Here is a 15435-nt window from a genome sequence, read left to right as displayed (position 1 = left end):
CCTTGCGAAATCGGATCGGTCCGAACGTCCATTCTTCTTTGGGTTCCAAATATCCTCTGGAGGTCATGAATTTTCGGGTGGGGGGCGAAGCGCCCCCGGGTAAGGTGGGTCTTGACCCACCACCCCCTTGCGCCGCCATCAACAACAGGACAGTCTGCCGCTTCAGGCAAGACCGGAGGCGGACATGGCACCACGCAAGATCATCATCGACACCGATCCCGGACAGGACGACGCCGTTGCGATCCTGCTGGCGCTTGCCAGCCCCGAGGATGTGGAGGTTCTGGGGATCACCGCCGTCGCGGGCAACGTGCCGCTGCCCCTGACCCAGAAGAACGCCCGTATCGTCTGCGAACTGGCGGGCAAGCCAGAGACCCGCGTCTTCGCGGGCTGTGAGGCCCCGATCCGCCGCAAGCTGGTCACCGCCGAACACGTCCACGGCAAGACCGGCCTTGACGGTCCAAAGATGGACGACCCGACCATGCCACTGCAAGACCAGCACGGCGTCGATTTCATCATCGACACGCTGCGGGCGGAACCTTCGGGCACGGTCACCCTTTGCCCGCTTGGGCCCCTGACCAATATTGCCACCGCCTTTTCCCGCGCCCCGGATATCGTCGATCGGGTGCAGGAGATCGTCCTGATGGGCGGCGCCTATTTCGAGGTGGGCAACATCACCCCGGCGGCCGAGTTTAACATTTACGTCGACCCGGAAGCGGCTGATATCGTGTTCAAATCCGGTGTTCCGCTTGTGTTGATGCCGCTGGATGTCACCCACAAGGCCCTGACAACCAAACCCCGGATCGATGCCTTCCGCGCCATGGGCACCCGCGTCGGCACGATGGTCGCGGCCTGGACCGATTTCTTTGAACGGTTCGACATGGAGAAATACGGGTCCGAAGGCGCGCCGCTGCACGATCCCTGCGTCATCGCCTATCTGATCGACCCGTATCTGTTCAAAGGGCGCCACATAAACGTCGAGATCGAAACCACTTCGGAGCTGACCCTGGGGATGACCGTCGCGGATTGGTGGCGCGTGACCGACCGCAAACCCAACGCGCTGTTCATCGGCGACCTACATGCTGACGGGTTTTACCAAATGCTGACAGACAGGCTGGCCCGGCTGTGACGACCGCCATCCACCTTTGCGACCCCGACGATGCCGACCGCCTGCTCGCGCTGGTGGAACGCTGCCATGGCGAGGCCGGGATCGCGTCGGACCCGGAAGGCCGCGCGGCGGGCATCCGTCCCTTGCTGGATAGATCGCCCTTTGGGGCGGCCTATGTGTTTGGCCCGTCCCGCGCGCCGTCGGGCTATGTGATCATCACCTTTGGCTGGTCGACCGAAATGGGCGGCCTGTCCGCCTGCGTCAACGAAATCTGGGTTCGCCCCTCGATCCGGGGGCATGGCATCGCGACCGAGGTGCTGAACGCGTTGGCCCCCGAACTACGTGACGCCGGGGTTCGGATCATCACGCTGCAGGCCGACCGGACCGGCGGGTTATTCGCCCGCACCGGTTTTGCCCCATTGACGGGTGTTATGCAGTTGGCGCGGGTGCTTTGACCCGGCGGGGCGGCCGGTTGATCAGAACAATCCCCGCCGCCACCAGTATCAAGGCCCCCCAGATGCCGGGCGTGATCGTTTCGCCCAGCAGCCACCACCCCAGAAACACGCTGAACACCGGCGACAGGAAACTGAACGATGCAACGCCAGAGGCCGGGTAGATCGACAAGAGCCAAAGCCAGAAGATGAACCCGGCGCTGACCACGACGACGATCTGGAACGCCAGCCCCCAGATGTGGATCGGCTGCAAATCCCGCACTAGATCCCCGAACAGCGGCGCCACCAGCATAAGGATCGGCCCCGAAACGGCGACCTGGATCCAAAGTTGCACCTCGGGCCGGGCCTGTCGGAGCGGCGAGGCCTTGGCCATCATCGCCGTCGCGGCCCAACCGATCGCCGCGCCCAGCGCCGCAAGGTCCCCCCAGATCGACGCCTGCCCGCCCTGCCGATCCGCAAAGGCCAGCGCCACCCCGCCCAGCGCCAGCGCAAGCCCGAGGAGCTTGATCGGGCTGACCCGGTCATCGGGCGTGGCGAAATGGGCAATGACCGCCATCCACAGCGGCATGGAATAGAAAATGATCCCCGACCGCGCCACGGTGGTCAGATCCAGCGCCACGAAAAGGCACAGAAATTCCCCGGCGAACAGCACCCCCGTCAGCAACCCTGCGGCCAGCGCGCCGGGCGGGAAATGCAGCGGGATCTTCCGGTAGCGCAGCCAAAGCCACACGCACAGCACCGCCCCAAGCGACCGCAACCCTGCAAAGAACACCGGTTGAAGCCCGCCGTTGGTGACCTTGATCACCACCTGATTGAAGGCAAGAAGCAGCGCAAAGCCCGTCAGGGCAACCGCGCCGAATGTGTCGATACCGGGTTTGCGTTCCATGCGGCCACAAAAGGGCCGGCGCAGGGCAAAGTCAACGCCCGCGCAGCGGCAGCACTACTGCCCCAGCATCCATACCCCCTCGGGCCAGAAGGCATGGAAAGCAAAGGCGAACATCACGTCATGCACCACGTCTTCCCCTGCCCCGTTCCGAACCCTGACATTGCCAACGTCGCGGCTGCCGCCGATGTCCCGCGCATCAAGGGCTGATGCCTGCCCGGCAACCCATGTCAGGGTTACGCCCCGTTCGGTGATCGTCCCCTCTACGGCTAACCGGGAAAGGGGCCATGCGGCATCCCCCACCCGCACCACGCGCACCAGTGGCGGGATGTCATGCGGCGGCATCTCGCCATTGAACAGGAAGGGGCGGAACGAACTGTCGTAGCGCACATAGGGATTTTCCCCGTAGTTGCGCCGGAACCCCTCTGGTTGGGACATGACCAGCGCGTCGGGGTTGCGGGCAGCAAAGACCTCCCACGCTTCCATCCAACTGGGCAGGCTTTGCAGCTCTGCCCCTGTCATCTCACCCACGATGCCCCGGCCCACCGCCTGCTGCCACCAGCTTTCGGTTTGGCGGTCATACATGATCATATCCGAATTGCGCAGCTTGCCGGAAACGCCAAAGGACAGTTCCTGACCGCCAACCCGCCGATCAAAGGTCAGCCCGGAATTGCACAGCGGGCAGAAAGTGATGGCCACGGGGGTGTCGCCAATCCGGTCATTCACGATCTCATGCCACATCAGGTAGCGGATCGGATAGGCGCGGGGCACCTCGCCGGGCAATTCAACGGCGATCACCGGTTCGCGCGGGGCTAGGACGGTCTCCTCTGCCACGGGATGGAACGACGGGTCATCAATCGCCGGGATGCCATCCTTCGGCGGACCACCCGACAGGACCTCGGTCCAGCTTTCGACCGTGGTGGTGGTAAAATCTGTGTTCGGCCATTCGTGACGCCAGAACTGCGGCTCGGCCGTGGTCAGACCTGCGGCGAATGTCAGGACAAGGGTCAGAAGGGGCAGTCGCATCGGCATCTCCGTTTCCGGGATCATGCCTTGGCCGGGCCTGCCCTGCCTATCCCCCCTCACCCAAGGGTGATCAGGGGTGAGACCGCCCGGAGCGCACCCCGGGCGGCCCAAAGGATCAGTCGGTCACGGTGACGGTCGTCATCCGGTCCGGTTCACCGATCACGGCGCCGTTCGGGCCAAGGCCCCGCTTGATCGTATCGACGATCTCCATCCCTTCGGTCACTTCACCGATGACGGTGTATTGACCGTTCAGGAAGTAGCCCGGTTCGAACATGATGAAGAACTGCGAATTGGCGCTGTTGGGGTCCTGCGCCCGGGCCATGCCGACAATCCCGCGCTCATAGGACCGGTCCGAGAATTCCGCTGGCAGGTTGCCCCGGTCAGAGCCCCCCATCCCCGCGCGGCGCATATCGAACCCTTCGGCGGTGGAATCACCGAACTGCACATCGCCGGTCTGGGCCATGAACCCGTCGATCACCCGGTGAAATACAACTCCGTCATAGGCGCCTTCCGCGGCCAGCGCGGTGATCTGTTCCACATGCTGCGGCGCAAGGTCTTCGAACAGGTCGATATGGATGGTGCCATTCGCTTCGCCTTCGATGGTGATGTCCAGACCGCTGGCCAGCGCCGGACTGGCGGCAAGGGTCAGGATCGCGGCCAGCTTATACATCTGCGGCGACCTTCATGCTGATCATCCGGTCGGGGTTCATCGGCGGTTCGCCGCGCTGGATCGCATCCACATGCTCCATCCCCGAGATCACGCGACCATAGACGGTGTATTGGCCGTTCAGGAAATGGTTGTCCTTGAAGTTGATGAAGAACTGCGAATTGGCGGAATTCGGGTTCATCGACCGGGCCGCGCCAAGGGTGCCACGATCATGCGGCAGCTTGGAAAACTCGGCCGGAACATCGGGCAGATCCGACCCGCCGGTCCCGGCGCGGCCAAGGTTGAAATCCTTTTCCATATTGCCGTGGGCCACGTCGCCGGTCTGGGCCATGAACCCGTCGATCACCCGGTGAAAGCAGACGTTGTCATAGGCGCCCGCGCGGGCCAGTTCCTTGATCCGGGCGCAGTGCTGCGGGGCGACATCGGGCAGAAGCTCGATGGTGACGGGGCCACCCTTCAGTTCAACGATGATGGTGTTTTCGGGGTCCTTGATCTCGGCCACGGGCCTCTCCTTTGGTTTGAAATGCGTTGGCACTGACATATTCGGCGCGACGGGCCTTGCCAAGGGAATGCGTGGGCTGTGCCCCGCCCATCCCGATGGCAGGTTTCCGCCGCAGCGCAGCATTCCGCCGGTGCCAGCACTTTTCTTTCATCCATGGCTCTGTCATGGGCGCGCCTTCCCCCCATTATCGGGGCAACAGATATAAAGGCACCGACATGTCCTCATCCGAGGTTCAGACAACCACACCGCAGACCGAGGCCGCCGCGACCGCGCCGCAGGCCCTGCCCCTGAATGAGACCGCGCTGATCGGAATCAGCGTCGATGATGCCGGCCCCCGCGCCTTTCTGCGCAGCCGCGCGGGGCGGATCGTTGTGGCGATGCCGGGCGAACGCACCGCGCTTGGCGACCTGATGGCGATCGGCGAGAACTATGTCGTCCTGCGGGCCTGGGGCCGGGACGAACGGCTGGAATTGCCCGCCGCTGCCTGACGCGGTATCGCTGTTGCATGACAGAAAAACCGGCAACGATTGACGACTACCTGTCCGGGATTGCCCCCGACGCGCGGACCCTGCTGGACGGGTTCCGCCGCCGGATCGAGGCGATGCTGCCGGGTGCACACCCCTGCATTTCCTATGGGATGCCCGCCTACCGGGTCGGGGGCAAGGTCGTTGCCGGGTTTGCCGCGTGGAAGGCCCATGGTTCGTTCTATCCCCATTCCGGTGGGATCGTCCCGGCCTTTGCCACGGACCTTTCCGCACTAGGCCTGACCCACACGAAGTCTGCGGTTCACTTCACGGCCCAATCCCCGCTGCCCGACGACCTATTGCACCGGATGATTGCCGCCCGCTGTGCCGAGGCAGGCGTCGACCTGCCGCCGCCCCTTGCCTAGACGCGCGGCCCGTGCCAAAGCGTGCCCATGACTGATCATTCCGAACGCCCCGTCGCCCTTGTCACCGGAGCTTCCCGCGGTCTTGGCGCCGCGATTGCCGAAGCCTTGGCCCCCACCCATCATGTCGTGGCCGTGGCCAAGACCGTTGGCGCGCTGGAGGAACTGGACGACCGGATCAAGGCGGCCGGCGGTCAGGCGACTCTTGCACCGATGGACATCACCGTCGAGGCGGCAATGCAGCAACTGTGCCGGTCGATCTTTGATCGCTGGGGCAAGCTGGACCTGTGGGTCCATGCCGCCGTCCACGCCGGGCCTTTGGCCCCGGCCGGCCAGTTGGCGCCGAAAGACCTGACCAAATCCATCGCCACCAATATCGAGGCGACCGCCCGGCTGATGGGCTATATTGCCCCGCTCTTGGGGACCGAAGGGCGCGCGGTGTTCTTCGACGACCCGCGCGGGGGCGAGAAATTCTTTGGCCACTACGGCGCCACCAAGGCCGCGCAGATCGCGCTGGCCCGCAGTTGGCAGGCGGAAACGGTCAAGACCGGCCCGCAGGTTGCGATCCTGTCGCCCGCACCCATGCCCACCGCCACCCGTGCCCGGTTCTACCCCGGCGAGGACCGCAGCGGTCTGGCCGATATCCGGGCCGAGGCGGCGCGGCTTCTGCCCGAGGTGCTGGGGCAGTAGCCCCGCCAGAATGCTTGACCTTTCGCCCCCAGCGCGTAGGTGAATGGCCAACCATTTCTAGCGGAGGCGATCATGGCCTGGAAAACCCTTGACGACATGGACCTGAGCGGCAAGCGGGTGCTGACCCGTGTCGATATCAACGTGCCGGTCGAAGACGGGCGCGTCACCGACGCCACCCGCATCACTCGGATCGTCCCCACCGTTCAGGACATTCTGGCCAAGGGCGGCACCCCGATCCTTCTGGCCCACTTCGGCCGGCCCAAGGGCAAATACGTCCCGGAAATGAGCCTGCGCGTGACCCTGCCCGCGCTGGAAGAGGCACTTGGCCGCCCCGTCACCTTCATCGAGAAACCGTCGCGCGATCAGATCGACGCCCTGCCGATGGAGACGGTTGTCCTGATCGAGAACACCCGTTTCACCGAAATGGAAGAAAAGAACGATCCGATGATGGCAAATTTCCTTGCCAGCCTCGGGGATGTCTATTGCAACGACGCGTTTTCCGCCGCGCACCGGGCCCATGCCTCGACCGAAGGGGTGGCGCATCTGCTGCCCTCCTGCGTCGGGCGCCTGATGGCCGAAGAACTGTCGGCGCTGGACGCGGCCCTTGGCAACCCGGTCCGGCCCGTGGTGGCCGTGGTGGGCGGGGCCAAGGTTTCGACCAAACTGGACCTTCTGGGCAACCTTGTCGGCAAGGTGGATCACCTTGTGATCGGCGGCGGCATGGCCAACACCTTCCTCGCGGCGCAAGGCGTGGATGTGGGCAAATCGCTGTGCGAACACGATCTGGCCGACACCGCCCGCGAGATCCTGTCCAAAGCCGAGGCCGCAGGCTGTGAGATCATCCTGCCCCGAGACATCGTGGTCGCCCGCGAATTCAAGGCCGACGCAGACAGCGAAACCCTGTCCCCCGATGCCTGCCCGGCCGATGCCATGATCCTTGATGCCGGTCCCGCGACCGTCGCCTATATCGAGGAGGTGCTGAAAGCCGCCAAGACCCTGATCTGGAACGGGCCGCTTGGCGCCTTCGAGATCGAGCCCTTCGATGCGGCCACCAATGCCGCCGCCCGCGCCGCCGCCGCGTTGACCAAAGCGGGCAGCCTGACCTCGGTCGCCGGGGGCGGCGATACCGTCGCCGCGCTGAATCAGGCCGGGGTGGCCGGGGATTTCACCTATATCTCCACCGCCGGGGGCGCCTTCCTTGAATGGATGGAGGGCAAGACCCTGCCGGGCGTCGCCGCGCTGGGATAGTGTCGCAGCGGGCGTGAGCGCTACCGCGATTGCGCCCCCTGCCCCCGTGTCCTAGAACACCGTCAACCATCTGCTGTCAGGGAAACACCTCATGTCGAAGACCGAACAGGCCGAAACGATCCGCAACGGTCAGGGCTTTATCGCCGCGCTGGACCAATCCGGCGGGTCCACCCCCAAGGCGCTGCGCCTGTATGGAATCGAAGAAGACGCCTATGGGTCCGAGGCCGAGATGTTCGACCTGATCCACGCCATGCGGTCGCGGATCGTCGAAAGCCCCGCCTTCACCGGCGACCGGGTGGTCGGCGCGATCCTGTTCGAAATGACCATGGACCGCGACATCGGCGGCGTGCCCTCGGCACAGGCGCTGTGGAACAAGGGCGTCGTCCCCTTCCTCAAGATCGACAAGGGGCTTGAGGCCGAAGCAAACGGCGTGCAGCTGATGAAGGACATGCCGGGGCTGGACGATCTTCTGTCCCGTGCCGCCGCCAAGGGCATCTTCGGCACCAAGGAACGGTCGGTCATCAACGCCGCCAACCCCGAAGGCATCCGCGCTATCGTCGACCAACAGTTCGCCATTGGCGCGCAGGTCGCCGCCCACGGGCTGATGCCGATCCTTGAACCCGAGGTGACCATCACCATCGCCGATAAGGCCGAGGCCGAGGCGATCCTGCGGGACGAGATCCTGCGCTGTCTGGATGCGCTGCCCGAAGGTCAGCAAGTCATGCTGAAACTGTCGCTGCCGACCGAAGCGAATTTCTACAAGCCGCTGGTGGATCACCCCAAGGTGCTGAAGGTCGTGGCCCTGTCCGGCGGCTACAGCCGGGACGAGGCGAATGCCCTTTTGTCCCAGAACACCGGCATGATCGCCAGCTTCAGCCGAGCCCTGACCGAGGGCCTGTCGGCGCAACAATCGGATGCCGAGTTTGACGCGAAACTGGGCGACGCGATCCAGTCGATCTACGAGGCGTCGATCGCGGGCTGATCGCCTGCCCCGCTTGAAATCCACCCCGGTCGCCCAGTGCGGCCGGGGTTTTCTTTTGTCTGGACGCCACTTGGGGGATTCACAAACCGAATCGAATATGCGATTCTGGTTGAAACCGCCCGATCAACGAGGCGGGACCGAGGCAGACCATGACCAGACGCAGCCGCCCAAGCCTGGGCACGCTTCTATACTTTGTCACGCTCCTGATGCTGGGCGTCTATTTCACCTTTGCCGCGGTGCAGGGGGATTATGGCGTCTTCAAACGGGCCGAGGTCGAGGCCGAGGGTCGCGCCCTTCAGGCGGAACTGGACCGGCTTGAGATCGAGGTTGCGCGGATGGAAAACCTGACCCGCCGCCTGTCGGACCAATATCTGGACCTTGATCTTCTGGACGAACAGGCCCGCGACGTTCTGGGCATGATCCGCGCCGATGAAATCGTGATCCGCTAGCCGTCGTCCCGGTTTCCTACGAACTGCCCTGCCCCAGCCAAAGGTGGCAACCAGTCCTCGCGGCGATCCGCCCAGCATTCATAGTCAGGTTTGAAGACGCTTGAGTGATCCAACGCGCCAAGATGCACCTCGATCTCGTCCCCCGAGACCGCAAAGACGGATGATCCGCAGGTTGGGCAGAAATGCCGCCCGGCATAGCTGCTGGATGGTCCGGTAATCGTGACCGCAAGACTGGGAAAGATCGCGGCGGCATAGAACGGGGCGCCATGATGTTTGCGACAGTCGCGGCAATGGCAGATTCCGACCCGCAGCGGCGCACCGCGCGCGGCAACACGCAACGCGCCACACAGGCATCCGCCGTCCACCTGCTTCATTCGATCCTCCTTCATTGCAGCCTTTGGCGATGATGCGCCCACCCTTGCGCCTCGCGCAAGGCACCTATTCGCCGGGCTTTCTCATTGACGCTCGCTTTTCGTCACGTCATGCTTTATAGATAGTTTAAAGCTAAACTATCTCGCTAGCCAGGACGGAGGACTCATGGTCGCGAAGAAGAAAACGGCGGACGCCGCCGCAAAGCCGAACGTATCGGCCGATGAACTGCTTCACTATTACCGCGAAATGCTGCTGATCCGCCGCTTCGAGGAGAAAGCGGGCCAGTTGTATGGCATGGGTCTGATCGGCGGCTTCTGCCACCTTTATATCGGACAAGAGGCCGTTGTGGTCGGCCTTGAAGCGACTGCCAAGGACGGCGACAAGCGCATCACCTCGTACCGCGACCACGGCCATATGCTGGCCTGTGGCATGGACCCCAAGGGCGTCATGGCCGAGCTGACCGGCCGCGAAGGCGGCTATTCCAAGGGCAAGGGCGGCTCCATGCACATGTTCTCGAAAGAGAAGCATTTCTACGGCGGCCACGGGATCGTCGGCGCGCAGGTTCCGCTGGGTGCGGGCCTTGCCTTTAGCGACAAATACAAAGGCAACGACAACGTCACCTTCGCCTATTTCGGTGATGGCGCGGCCAACCAGGGTCAGGTCTACGAGACCTACAACATGGCCGAGCTGTGGGATCTTCCGGTCATCTTCGTGATCGAGAACAACCAATACGCCATGGGCACCAGCGTGAAGCGGTCGACCAAGTCAACCTCGCTTTTCGGTCGCGGTGCCGCCTATGGCATCGAGGGCGAAGAGGTTGACGGGATGTCGGTTCTGGCCGTGAAAGAGGCCGGCGAACGCGCCGTCGCCCACTGCCGCGCAGGCAAGGGCCCCTACATCCTCGAGGTGAAGACCTATCGCTATCGCGGCCATTCGATGTCCGACCCGGCGAAATACCGCACCCGCGAAGAGGTCCAGAAGATGCGCGAAGAACGCGACCCCATCGAACAGGTGCGCGGCATCCTTCTGACCGGAAAGCACGCGAGCGAAGACGACCTCAAGAAGATCGACAAAGAGATCAAAGAGATCGTCAACGAGGCCGCAGAGTTTTCGAAAGAAAGCCCCGAGCCCGCGCTGGCGGAGCTTTGGACCGACATTTACGCCTGAGTTCCGGGAGGAGATTAACCAATGGCAACCGAACTGCTTATGCCCGCCCTCTCCCCCACGATGGAGGAAGGCACGCTGGCCAAATGGCTGGTCAAGGAAGGCGACACCGTCAAATCCGGTGACATCATCGCCGAAATTGAAACCGACAAGGCCACGATGGAATTCGAAGCCGTCGACGAAGGCATCGTCGGCAAGATCCTCGTCGCCGAAGGGACCGAGGCCGTGAAGGTCAACACGCCCATCGCGGTACTCGTCGAAGAGGGCGAAAGCGCCGATGACGTGGCAAGCGCCGCGCCGACAGCCGAGGCCGCCCCCGCCGCGTCCGAGGCCCCGGCCAGCGTTCCGGCTCAGGCCGCCGCCCCCGCCGCCCCGGCCCCCGACACCAGCCCCGACTGGCCCGAAGGCACCGAGATGAAGACCCAGACGGTCCGCGAAGCCCTGCGCGACGCCATGGCCGAGGAAATGCGCCGCGACGAAGACGTGTTCCTAATGGGGGAAGAGGTCGGCGAGTATCAGGGCGCCTACAAGATTTCCCAAGGCCTTCTGGACGAATTCGGCGCCAAGCGCGTGATCGACACCCCGATCACCGAACACGGCTTTGCCGGGATCGCCACCGGTGCCGCCTTTGGCGGGCTGAAGCCGATTGTCGAATTCATGACTTTCAACTTTGCCATGCAGGCGATCGACCACCTGATCAACTCTGCCGCCAAGACGCTCTATATGTCCGGCGGCCAGATGGGCGCGCCCATGGTCTTCCGTGGCCCCAACGGTGCGGCCGCCCGCGTCGGCGCCCAACACAGCCAGGACTATGCTGCGTGGTATGCGATGGTTCCGGGCCTCAAGGTCGTCATGCCCTACACGGCCGCCGACTATAAGGGCCTGATGAAGACCGCCATCCGTGACCCGAACCCGGTCATCTTCCTTGAAAATGAAATCCTCTACGGCAAGACCTTCGACGTGCCGGTGATGGATGATTTCACCGTGCCCTTCGGCAAGGCCCGCGTGGCCCGCGTGGGCGAGGATGTGACCATCGTGTCCTTCGGGATCGGCATGACCTACGCGATGGAAGCCGCCGAAAAGCTGGCCGGAGAAGGCATCAGCGCCGAAGTGATCGACCTGCGCACCCTGCGCCCGCTGGACTATGACACCGTGATTGCCTCGGTCATGAAGACCAACCGCTGCGTCACCGTCGAAGAAGGCTGGCCCGTCGGTTCCATCGGCAACCACCTGTCGGCCTATATCATGACCAACGCATTCGATTACCTCGACGCGCCGGTCCTGAACTGCACCGGCAAGGACGTGCCCATGCCCTATGCCGCCAACCTTGAAAAACACGCGCTCGTAACCACCGCCGAGGTGATCGACGCCGTGAAACAAGTCACCTACCGGTAAGGAGATCGAGATATGCCCACCGAAATCCTGATGCCCGCCCTCTCCCCCACGATGGAGGAAGGGACCCTTGCCAAGTGGCTCGTGAAGGAAGGCGATACCGTTTCGTCCGGCGACATCATCGCCGAGATCGAAACCGACAAGGCAACGATGGAGTTTGAGGCCGTAGACGAAGGCACCATTGGCAAGATCCTGATCGGTGAAGGCTCTGAGGCGGTCAAGGTCAACACCCCCATCGCGGTCCTGCTGGACGAGGGTGAAAGCGCCGATGACATCGGTTCTGGCGCCTCCGCTCCGGCCCCGGCCCCGGCGGCGCAGCCCGCCGCGGACGCCAAGGCGGCCCCCGAAGGGGGCTCCGAGGCGGCCGCAACCCCTGCCCCCGCAGCCCCCAAGGCTGCCGATGGCGGGCGCATTTTCGCTTCACCCCTCGCCCGCCGTATCGCTGCGCAGAAGGGTGTCAATCTGGCGGAGGTCAAGGGCTCCGGTCCGCATGGCCGTGTCGTGAAGGCGGATGTCGAAAACGCCCAGCCCGGCGCTGCTGCGGCCCCGGCATCGGCCCCTGCTGCCGCGCCTGCTGTGGCCGCCCCCGCCGCCATGGCCTCTGGCCCGGCGACCGATGTGGTCCTCAAGACCTATGAAGGTCGCCCCTTCGAAGAGGTCAAACTGGACGGGATGCGCAAGACCATCGCCGCCCGCCTGACCGAAGCCAAGCAGTCCGTGCCGCATTTCTACCTGCGCCGGGATATCCAGCTGGATGCGCTTCTGAAGTTCCGCAGCCAGTTGAACGCCCAGCTTGAAGGGCGTGGTGTGAAGCTGTCGGTCAACGACTTCATCATCAAGGCCTGCGCCCTTGCCCTGCAACAGGTGCCGGATGCGAATGCGGTCTGGGCCGGGGACCGGGTGCTGAAGTTCGAGAAATCGGACGTGGCGGTGGCCGTCGCCATCGAAGGCGGGTTGTTCACCCCGGTTCTTCAGGACGCAGATACCAAATCGCTCTCGGCCCTGTCCTCGCAGATGAAGGATCTGGCCGCCCGTGCCCGCGACCGCAAACTGGCCCCGCATGAATATCAGGGCGGCTCTTTCGCGATCTCCAACCTTGGCATGTTCGGGATCGACAATTTCGACGCGATCATCAACCCGCCCCATGCCGCGATCCTCGCGGTCGGTGCCGGGGTGAAGAAACCGATCGTCGGCAAGGATGGCGAACTGGCCGTCGGCACAGTGATGTCGGTGACCCTGTCCGTCGATCACCGGGTGATCGATGGGGCGCTTGGGGCGAACCTGCTTCAGGCGATCAAGGACAACCTTGAAAACCCGATGGTCATGCTGGCCTGAGCGCCAACCGAATAGCTATGCCTGTGTCAGCGAATCTGGTTTGACACAGGCCCACCACTTTGATCTTCCTTGAACACTGGGAGATTGATGTGGGTGCCTTGAATGAGTTTCTATTTTGAAGTTGAAACGGATGTTGTGGTCCCAACTTCCGAAATCCTTGAACGTCTTGGCCACAAGGGCGTCGTCGAATACACGCCCGACCCCGCGACGATCGTTTTCTGCATTCCGGGCCAATCTCTTCGGGGATGTTGCCTTTACCGAAATGAAAACGGCTATAGTATCGGGGTGAACGCCTTTACACCCAGCGTCGATGCCCGTCTGGCCCGCGATATCGCCGCCGTGATCGGGGCGATCGCGGATGCGCCTGTCCTTCCCGAAGACCGCGAAGATGCCCTGCCCGCCGCCGAGATTGCCAACTATGGCGGTGAAGGCTGGGTCAAGGACCGGTTTCACGAGGCCCGATCTATTGCCTTGCTCGACAAAGACCCCGACGCGCCGATGACCATCTTCGGCTACAAGCGTGCATTCGCCGTGTCGCGCACGATGATCACTGTCGACGGGAAACCCGATGAAAAGGCCATTCGCAGAACGATGCAGATCGGGGCCGAACTGCAATGCATTGACGATCATGAAGACATTCATGCCGCCAGCCTGATATCTCTTTCTGCCGCACCAAGAAAAGCGGGCCTTTTCAGACGGCTTCTGGGATTTGGTTCAAAGTCGGCACAGTCTGCGGCTACCGCATATGCAGCGTTTGCGATAGGTCCCGAAATTCGAACCCTTACGCCCTGGAACTCTACCCAGGACCCACTCTTTGCCCTTCTCAGGGATGCAAAGGGCCGATATCGACGACTGCCCGCCGAAACGCTCTTTCGCTTCGCGGAAGAAAAAGGGGCGCGGTCATACGGCATTGGTGTCTATGACCTGACGGTTGAAGGTTCCGACTACAGTGAACTTTGCATTCTGGCAGAACCCATGTGAAGCTGGTCTCACAGTTTGATCCATCGCAAGGCCGTGGCCTGAGGGGCGGCCTATCACGGGCCGAAATCAACAAACGGAGCCGCAGATGGACTGGCAAACCGCCCTGAACGAGACCACAGACCTGACCAAGGATTTTCGCAAGGCCCACCCCGAGGCGGCCAAGGCCTTTACCCAGATGCACCATGCCGCTCTGTCGGACGGGGCCTTGTCCACCAAGGACAAGGAACTGCAATGCGTGGCCATTGGCATCGCCACCCGCTGCGTCGATTGTATCGGCTTTCACGTGCACGGCGCGGCCAAGGCCGGGGCCACCCGGGACGAGATCGTCGAAACCATCGCCACCTGTATCATGATGGGCGGCGGTCCGTCCTACATGTACGGGGTCAAGGCGCTGGAAGCCTTCGATCAACTGGCCTGAAACGACAAAGGGCCGCATCCGGCGCGGCCCTTGTCATTGACGTCTATCGGGGATTAATCGTCCCGGCCAATGTGATGGGTCTGGTCCATCTCGACCGAGGGCTGGTCGCATCCCGCTTCGCCTACGATCTTGGCGGGAACCCCCGCCACCGTCACCGACGACGGGATATCCTTCAGCACCACCGACCCGGCGGCGATCCGCGAACAGCAGCCGACCGTGATATTGCCCAGAACCTTGGCCCCGGCCCCGATCAGCACGCCATTGCCGATCTTCGGATGCCGGTCTTCCTCTTCCTTGCCGGTCCCGCCCAGCGTGACGGAGTGCAGCATCGACACATTGTCGCCCACCACGGCGGTTTCGCCGATCACGATGGAATGGGCATGGTCGATCATCAGCCCCTTGCCGATCCGCGCGGCAGGGTGAATGTCCACGCCGAACACCTCGGACACCCGCATCTGGATGAAATAGGCAAGATCCTTGCGCCCCTGCTGCCACAGCCAATGGCCCAGCCGGTAGCTTTGCACCGCCTGATAGCCCTTGAAATACAAAAGCGGCTGCATGTAGCGGTGGCAGGCCGGATCACGTTCGAACACGGCCACAAGGTCGGCACGGCAGGCGGCGACCAGATCGGGCGACGAAGCAAAGGCATGATCCGCGATTTCACGCAGGATCTGTTCTGACATCTCCTCGGACGCCAGTTTCATCGAAATCCGGAAGGCCAGCGCCCGGTCAAAGGACGCATGGTGTAGAATGCCCTGATGCAGCAGGCTGCCCATAAGCGGTTCGGCCGCAATCGCCTCTTCGGCTTCGCGGCAGATGCGGTCCCAGACGGGATCGATATTGGCAAGCTGTGGTCTTGTGCGGGCCATGGGGCACCTCTTTG

General features: G+C 63.2%; 19 protein-coding genes. 13 read left to right on the top strand and 6 right to left on the bottom strand.

Annotation, left to right across the window (positions count from 1 at the left end):
- Positions 1 to 184: 184 nt before the first annotated feature.
- Positions 185 to 1126 carry a nucleoside hydrolase gene (locus tag U3648_RS07935; protein ID WP_420858701.1) on the top strand — a complete coding sequence of 314 codons (942 nt, stop codon included), beginning with the start codon at positions 185 to 187 and terminating at the stop codon, positions 1124 to 1126.
- On the top strand, positions 1123 to 1560 hold the full coding sequence (locus tag U3648_RS07930) for a GNAT family N-acetyltransferase (RefSeq protein ID WP_420858700.1): 438 nt from the start codon (positions 1123 to 1125) through the stop codon (positions 1558 to 1560). Before U3648_RS07935 ends, U3648_RS07930 begins: the two co-directional genes overlap by 4 nt.
- Here the strand turns inward: U3648_RS07930 and U3648_RS07925 are convergent.
- The 4 genes from U3648_RS07925 to U3648_RS07910 all read right to left on the bottom strand — a co-directional run bounded on the left by U3648_RS07925 (position 1535) and on the right by U3648_RS07910 (position 4635).
- Positions 1535 to 2443, bottom strand: a complete 909-nt coding sequence (locus tag U3648_RS07925; protein ID WP_420858699.1) for a DMT family transporter — start codon at positions 2441 to 2443, stop codon at positions 1535 to 1537. The genes U3648_RS07930 and U3648_RS07925 overlap by 26 nt on opposite strands.
- Positions 2444 to 2497: 54 nt before the next feature.
- A complete protein-coding gene (locus U3648_RS07920; protein ID WP_420858698.1) occupies positions 2498 to 3466 on the bottom strand; it encodes a DUF3179 domain-containing protein in 969 nt (322 codons plus the stop codon).
- Positions 3467 to 3581: 115 nt separating this feature from the next.
- Positions 3582 to 4136 (bottom strand): peptidylprolyl isomerase, encoded by a 555-nt coding sequence (locus U3648_RS07915; RefSeq protein ID WP_420858697.1) that lies wholly within the window; start codon positions 4134 to 4136, stop codon positions 3582 to 3584.
- The gene (locus U3648_RS07910; protein ID WP_129680697.1) at positions 4129 to 4635 is read right to left on the bottom strand and encodes a peptidylprolyl isomerase; all 507 of its coding nucleotides are present in this window, start codon (positions 4633 to 4635) and stop codon (positions 4129 to 4131) included. The genes U3648_RS07915 and U3648_RS07910 overlap by 8 nt, the downstream gene beginning before the upstream one ends.
- 215 nt (positions 4636 to 4850) lie before the next feature.
- Between U3648_RS07910 and U3648_RS07905 the strand changes: the two genes are divergently transcribed.
- The 6 genes from U3648_RS07905 (at position 4851) to U3648_RS07880 (ending at position 8890) form a co-directional block, all read left to right on the top strand.
- Entirely contained in the window at positions 4851 to 5123 is a 273-nt protein-coding gene (locus tag U3648_RS07905) for a hypothetical protein (protein WP_129680695.1), read from the top strand.
- A gap of 17 nt (positions 5124 to 5140) precedes the next feature.
- A complete protein-coding gene (locus tag U3648_RS07900; protein WP_420858696.1) occupies positions 5141 to 5524 on the top strand; it encodes an iron chaperone in 384 nt (127 codons plus the stop codon).
- A 27-nt stretch (positions 5525 to 5551) separates the two neighbouring features.
- Positions 5552 to 6211: an SDR family NAD(P)-dependent oxidoreductase gene (locus tag U3648_RS07895; RefSeq protein ID WP_420858695.1), complete on the top strand. Its 660-nt coding sequence runs from the start codon at positions 5552 to 5554 to the stop codon at positions 6209 to 6211.
- Positions 6212 to 6283: 72 nt separating this feature from the next.
- On the top strand, positions 6284 to 7459 hold the full coding sequence (locus U3648_RS07890) for a phosphoglycerate kinase (RefSeq protein WP_420858694.1): 1176 nt from the start codon (positions 6284 to 6286) through the stop codon (positions 7457 to 7459).
- 91 nt (positions 7460 to 7550) lie between these two features.
- Positions 7551 to 8441: a fructose bisphosphate aldolase gene (locus tag U3648_RS07885; RefSeq protein ID WP_420858693.1), complete on the top strand. Its 891-nt coding sequence runs from the start codon at positions 7551 to 7553 to the stop codon at positions 8439 to 8441.
- A 149-nt stretch (positions 8442 to 8590) separates the two neighbouring features.
- Positions 8591 to 8890: an FtsB family cell division protein gene (locus U3648_RS07880; RefSeq protein WP_129680685.1), complete on the top strand. Its 300-nt coding sequence runs from the start codon at positions 8591 to 8593 to the stop codon at positions 8888 to 8890.
- Here U3648_RS07880 and U3648_RS07875 read toward each other — a convergent pair.
- Complete coding sequence (locus U3648_RS07875) at positions 8887 to 9264, bottom strand: GFA family protein (protein ID WP_420858692.1); 378 nt, start codon at positions 9262 to 9264, stop codon at positions 8887 to 8889. The two genes, U3648_RS07880 and U3648_RS07875, sit on opposite strands and share 4 nt — an antisense overlap.
- 163 nt (positions 9265 to 9427) lie before the next feature.
- Here U3648_RS07875 and pdhA point away from each other — a divergent pair, with 163 nt between their 5' ends.
- The 5 genes from pdhA to U3648_RS07850 all read left to right on the top strand — a co-directional run bounded on the left by pdhA (position 9428) and on the right by U3648_RS07850 (position 14552).
- A complete protein-coding gene (gene pdhA / locus U3648_RS07870) occupies positions 9428 to 10429 on the top strand; it encodes a pyruvate dehydrogenase (acetyl-transferring) E1 component subunit alpha (RefSeq protein WP_420858691.1) in 1002 nt (333 codons plus the stop codon).
- A gap of 21 nt (positions 10430 to 10450) precedes the next feature.
- Positions 10451 to 11821, top strand: coding sequence for a pyruvate dehydrogenase complex E1 component subunit beta (locus tag U3648_RS07865; RefSeq protein WP_420858690.1), 1371 nt, complete (start codon positions 10451 to 10453; stop codon positions 11819 to 11821).
- Positions 11822 to 11833: 12 nt separating this feature from the next.
- Complete coding sequence (locus tag U3648_RS07860) at positions 11834 to 13153, top strand: pyruvate dehydrogenase complex dihydrolipoamide acetyltransferase (RefSeq protein ID WP_420858689.1); 1320 nt, start codon at positions 11834 to 11836, stop codon at positions 13151 to 13153.
- A gap of 339 nt (positions 13154 to 13492) precedes the next feature.
- The gene (locus tag U3648_RS07855) at positions 13493 to 14134 is read left to right on the top strand and encodes a hypothetical protein (RefSeq protein ID WP_420858688.1); all 642 of its coding nucleotides are present in this window, start codon (positions 13493 to 13495) and stop codon (positions 14132 to 14134) included.
- An 85-nt stretch (positions 14135 to 14219) separates the two neighbouring features.
- On the top strand, positions 14220 to 14552 hold the full coding sequence (locus tag U3648_RS07850; protein ID WP_420858687.1) for a carboxymuconolactone decarboxylase family protein: 333 nt from the start codon (positions 14220 to 14222) through the stop codon (positions 14550 to 14552).
- A 53-nt stretch (positions 14553 to 14605) separates the two neighbouring features.
- Here the strand turns inward: U3648_RS07850 and cysE are convergent, their stop codons facing one another.
- Entirely contained in the window at positions 14606 to 15421 is an 816-nt protein-coding gene (gene cysE, locus U3648_RS07845) for a serine O-acetyltransferase (protein ID WP_420858686.1), read from the bottom strand.
- Between the last annotated feature and the right edge of the window lie 14 nt (positions 15422 to 15435).

The organism is Marivivens marinus, from assembly GCF_035969385.1.
Taxonomy (GTDB): domain Bacteria; phylum Pseudomonadota; class Alphaproteobacteria; order Rhodobacterales; family Rhodobacteraceae; genus SELP01.
Note: the sequence above shows the minus strand (reverse complement) of the source record. Positions and strands in the feature narration are given on the sequence as shown.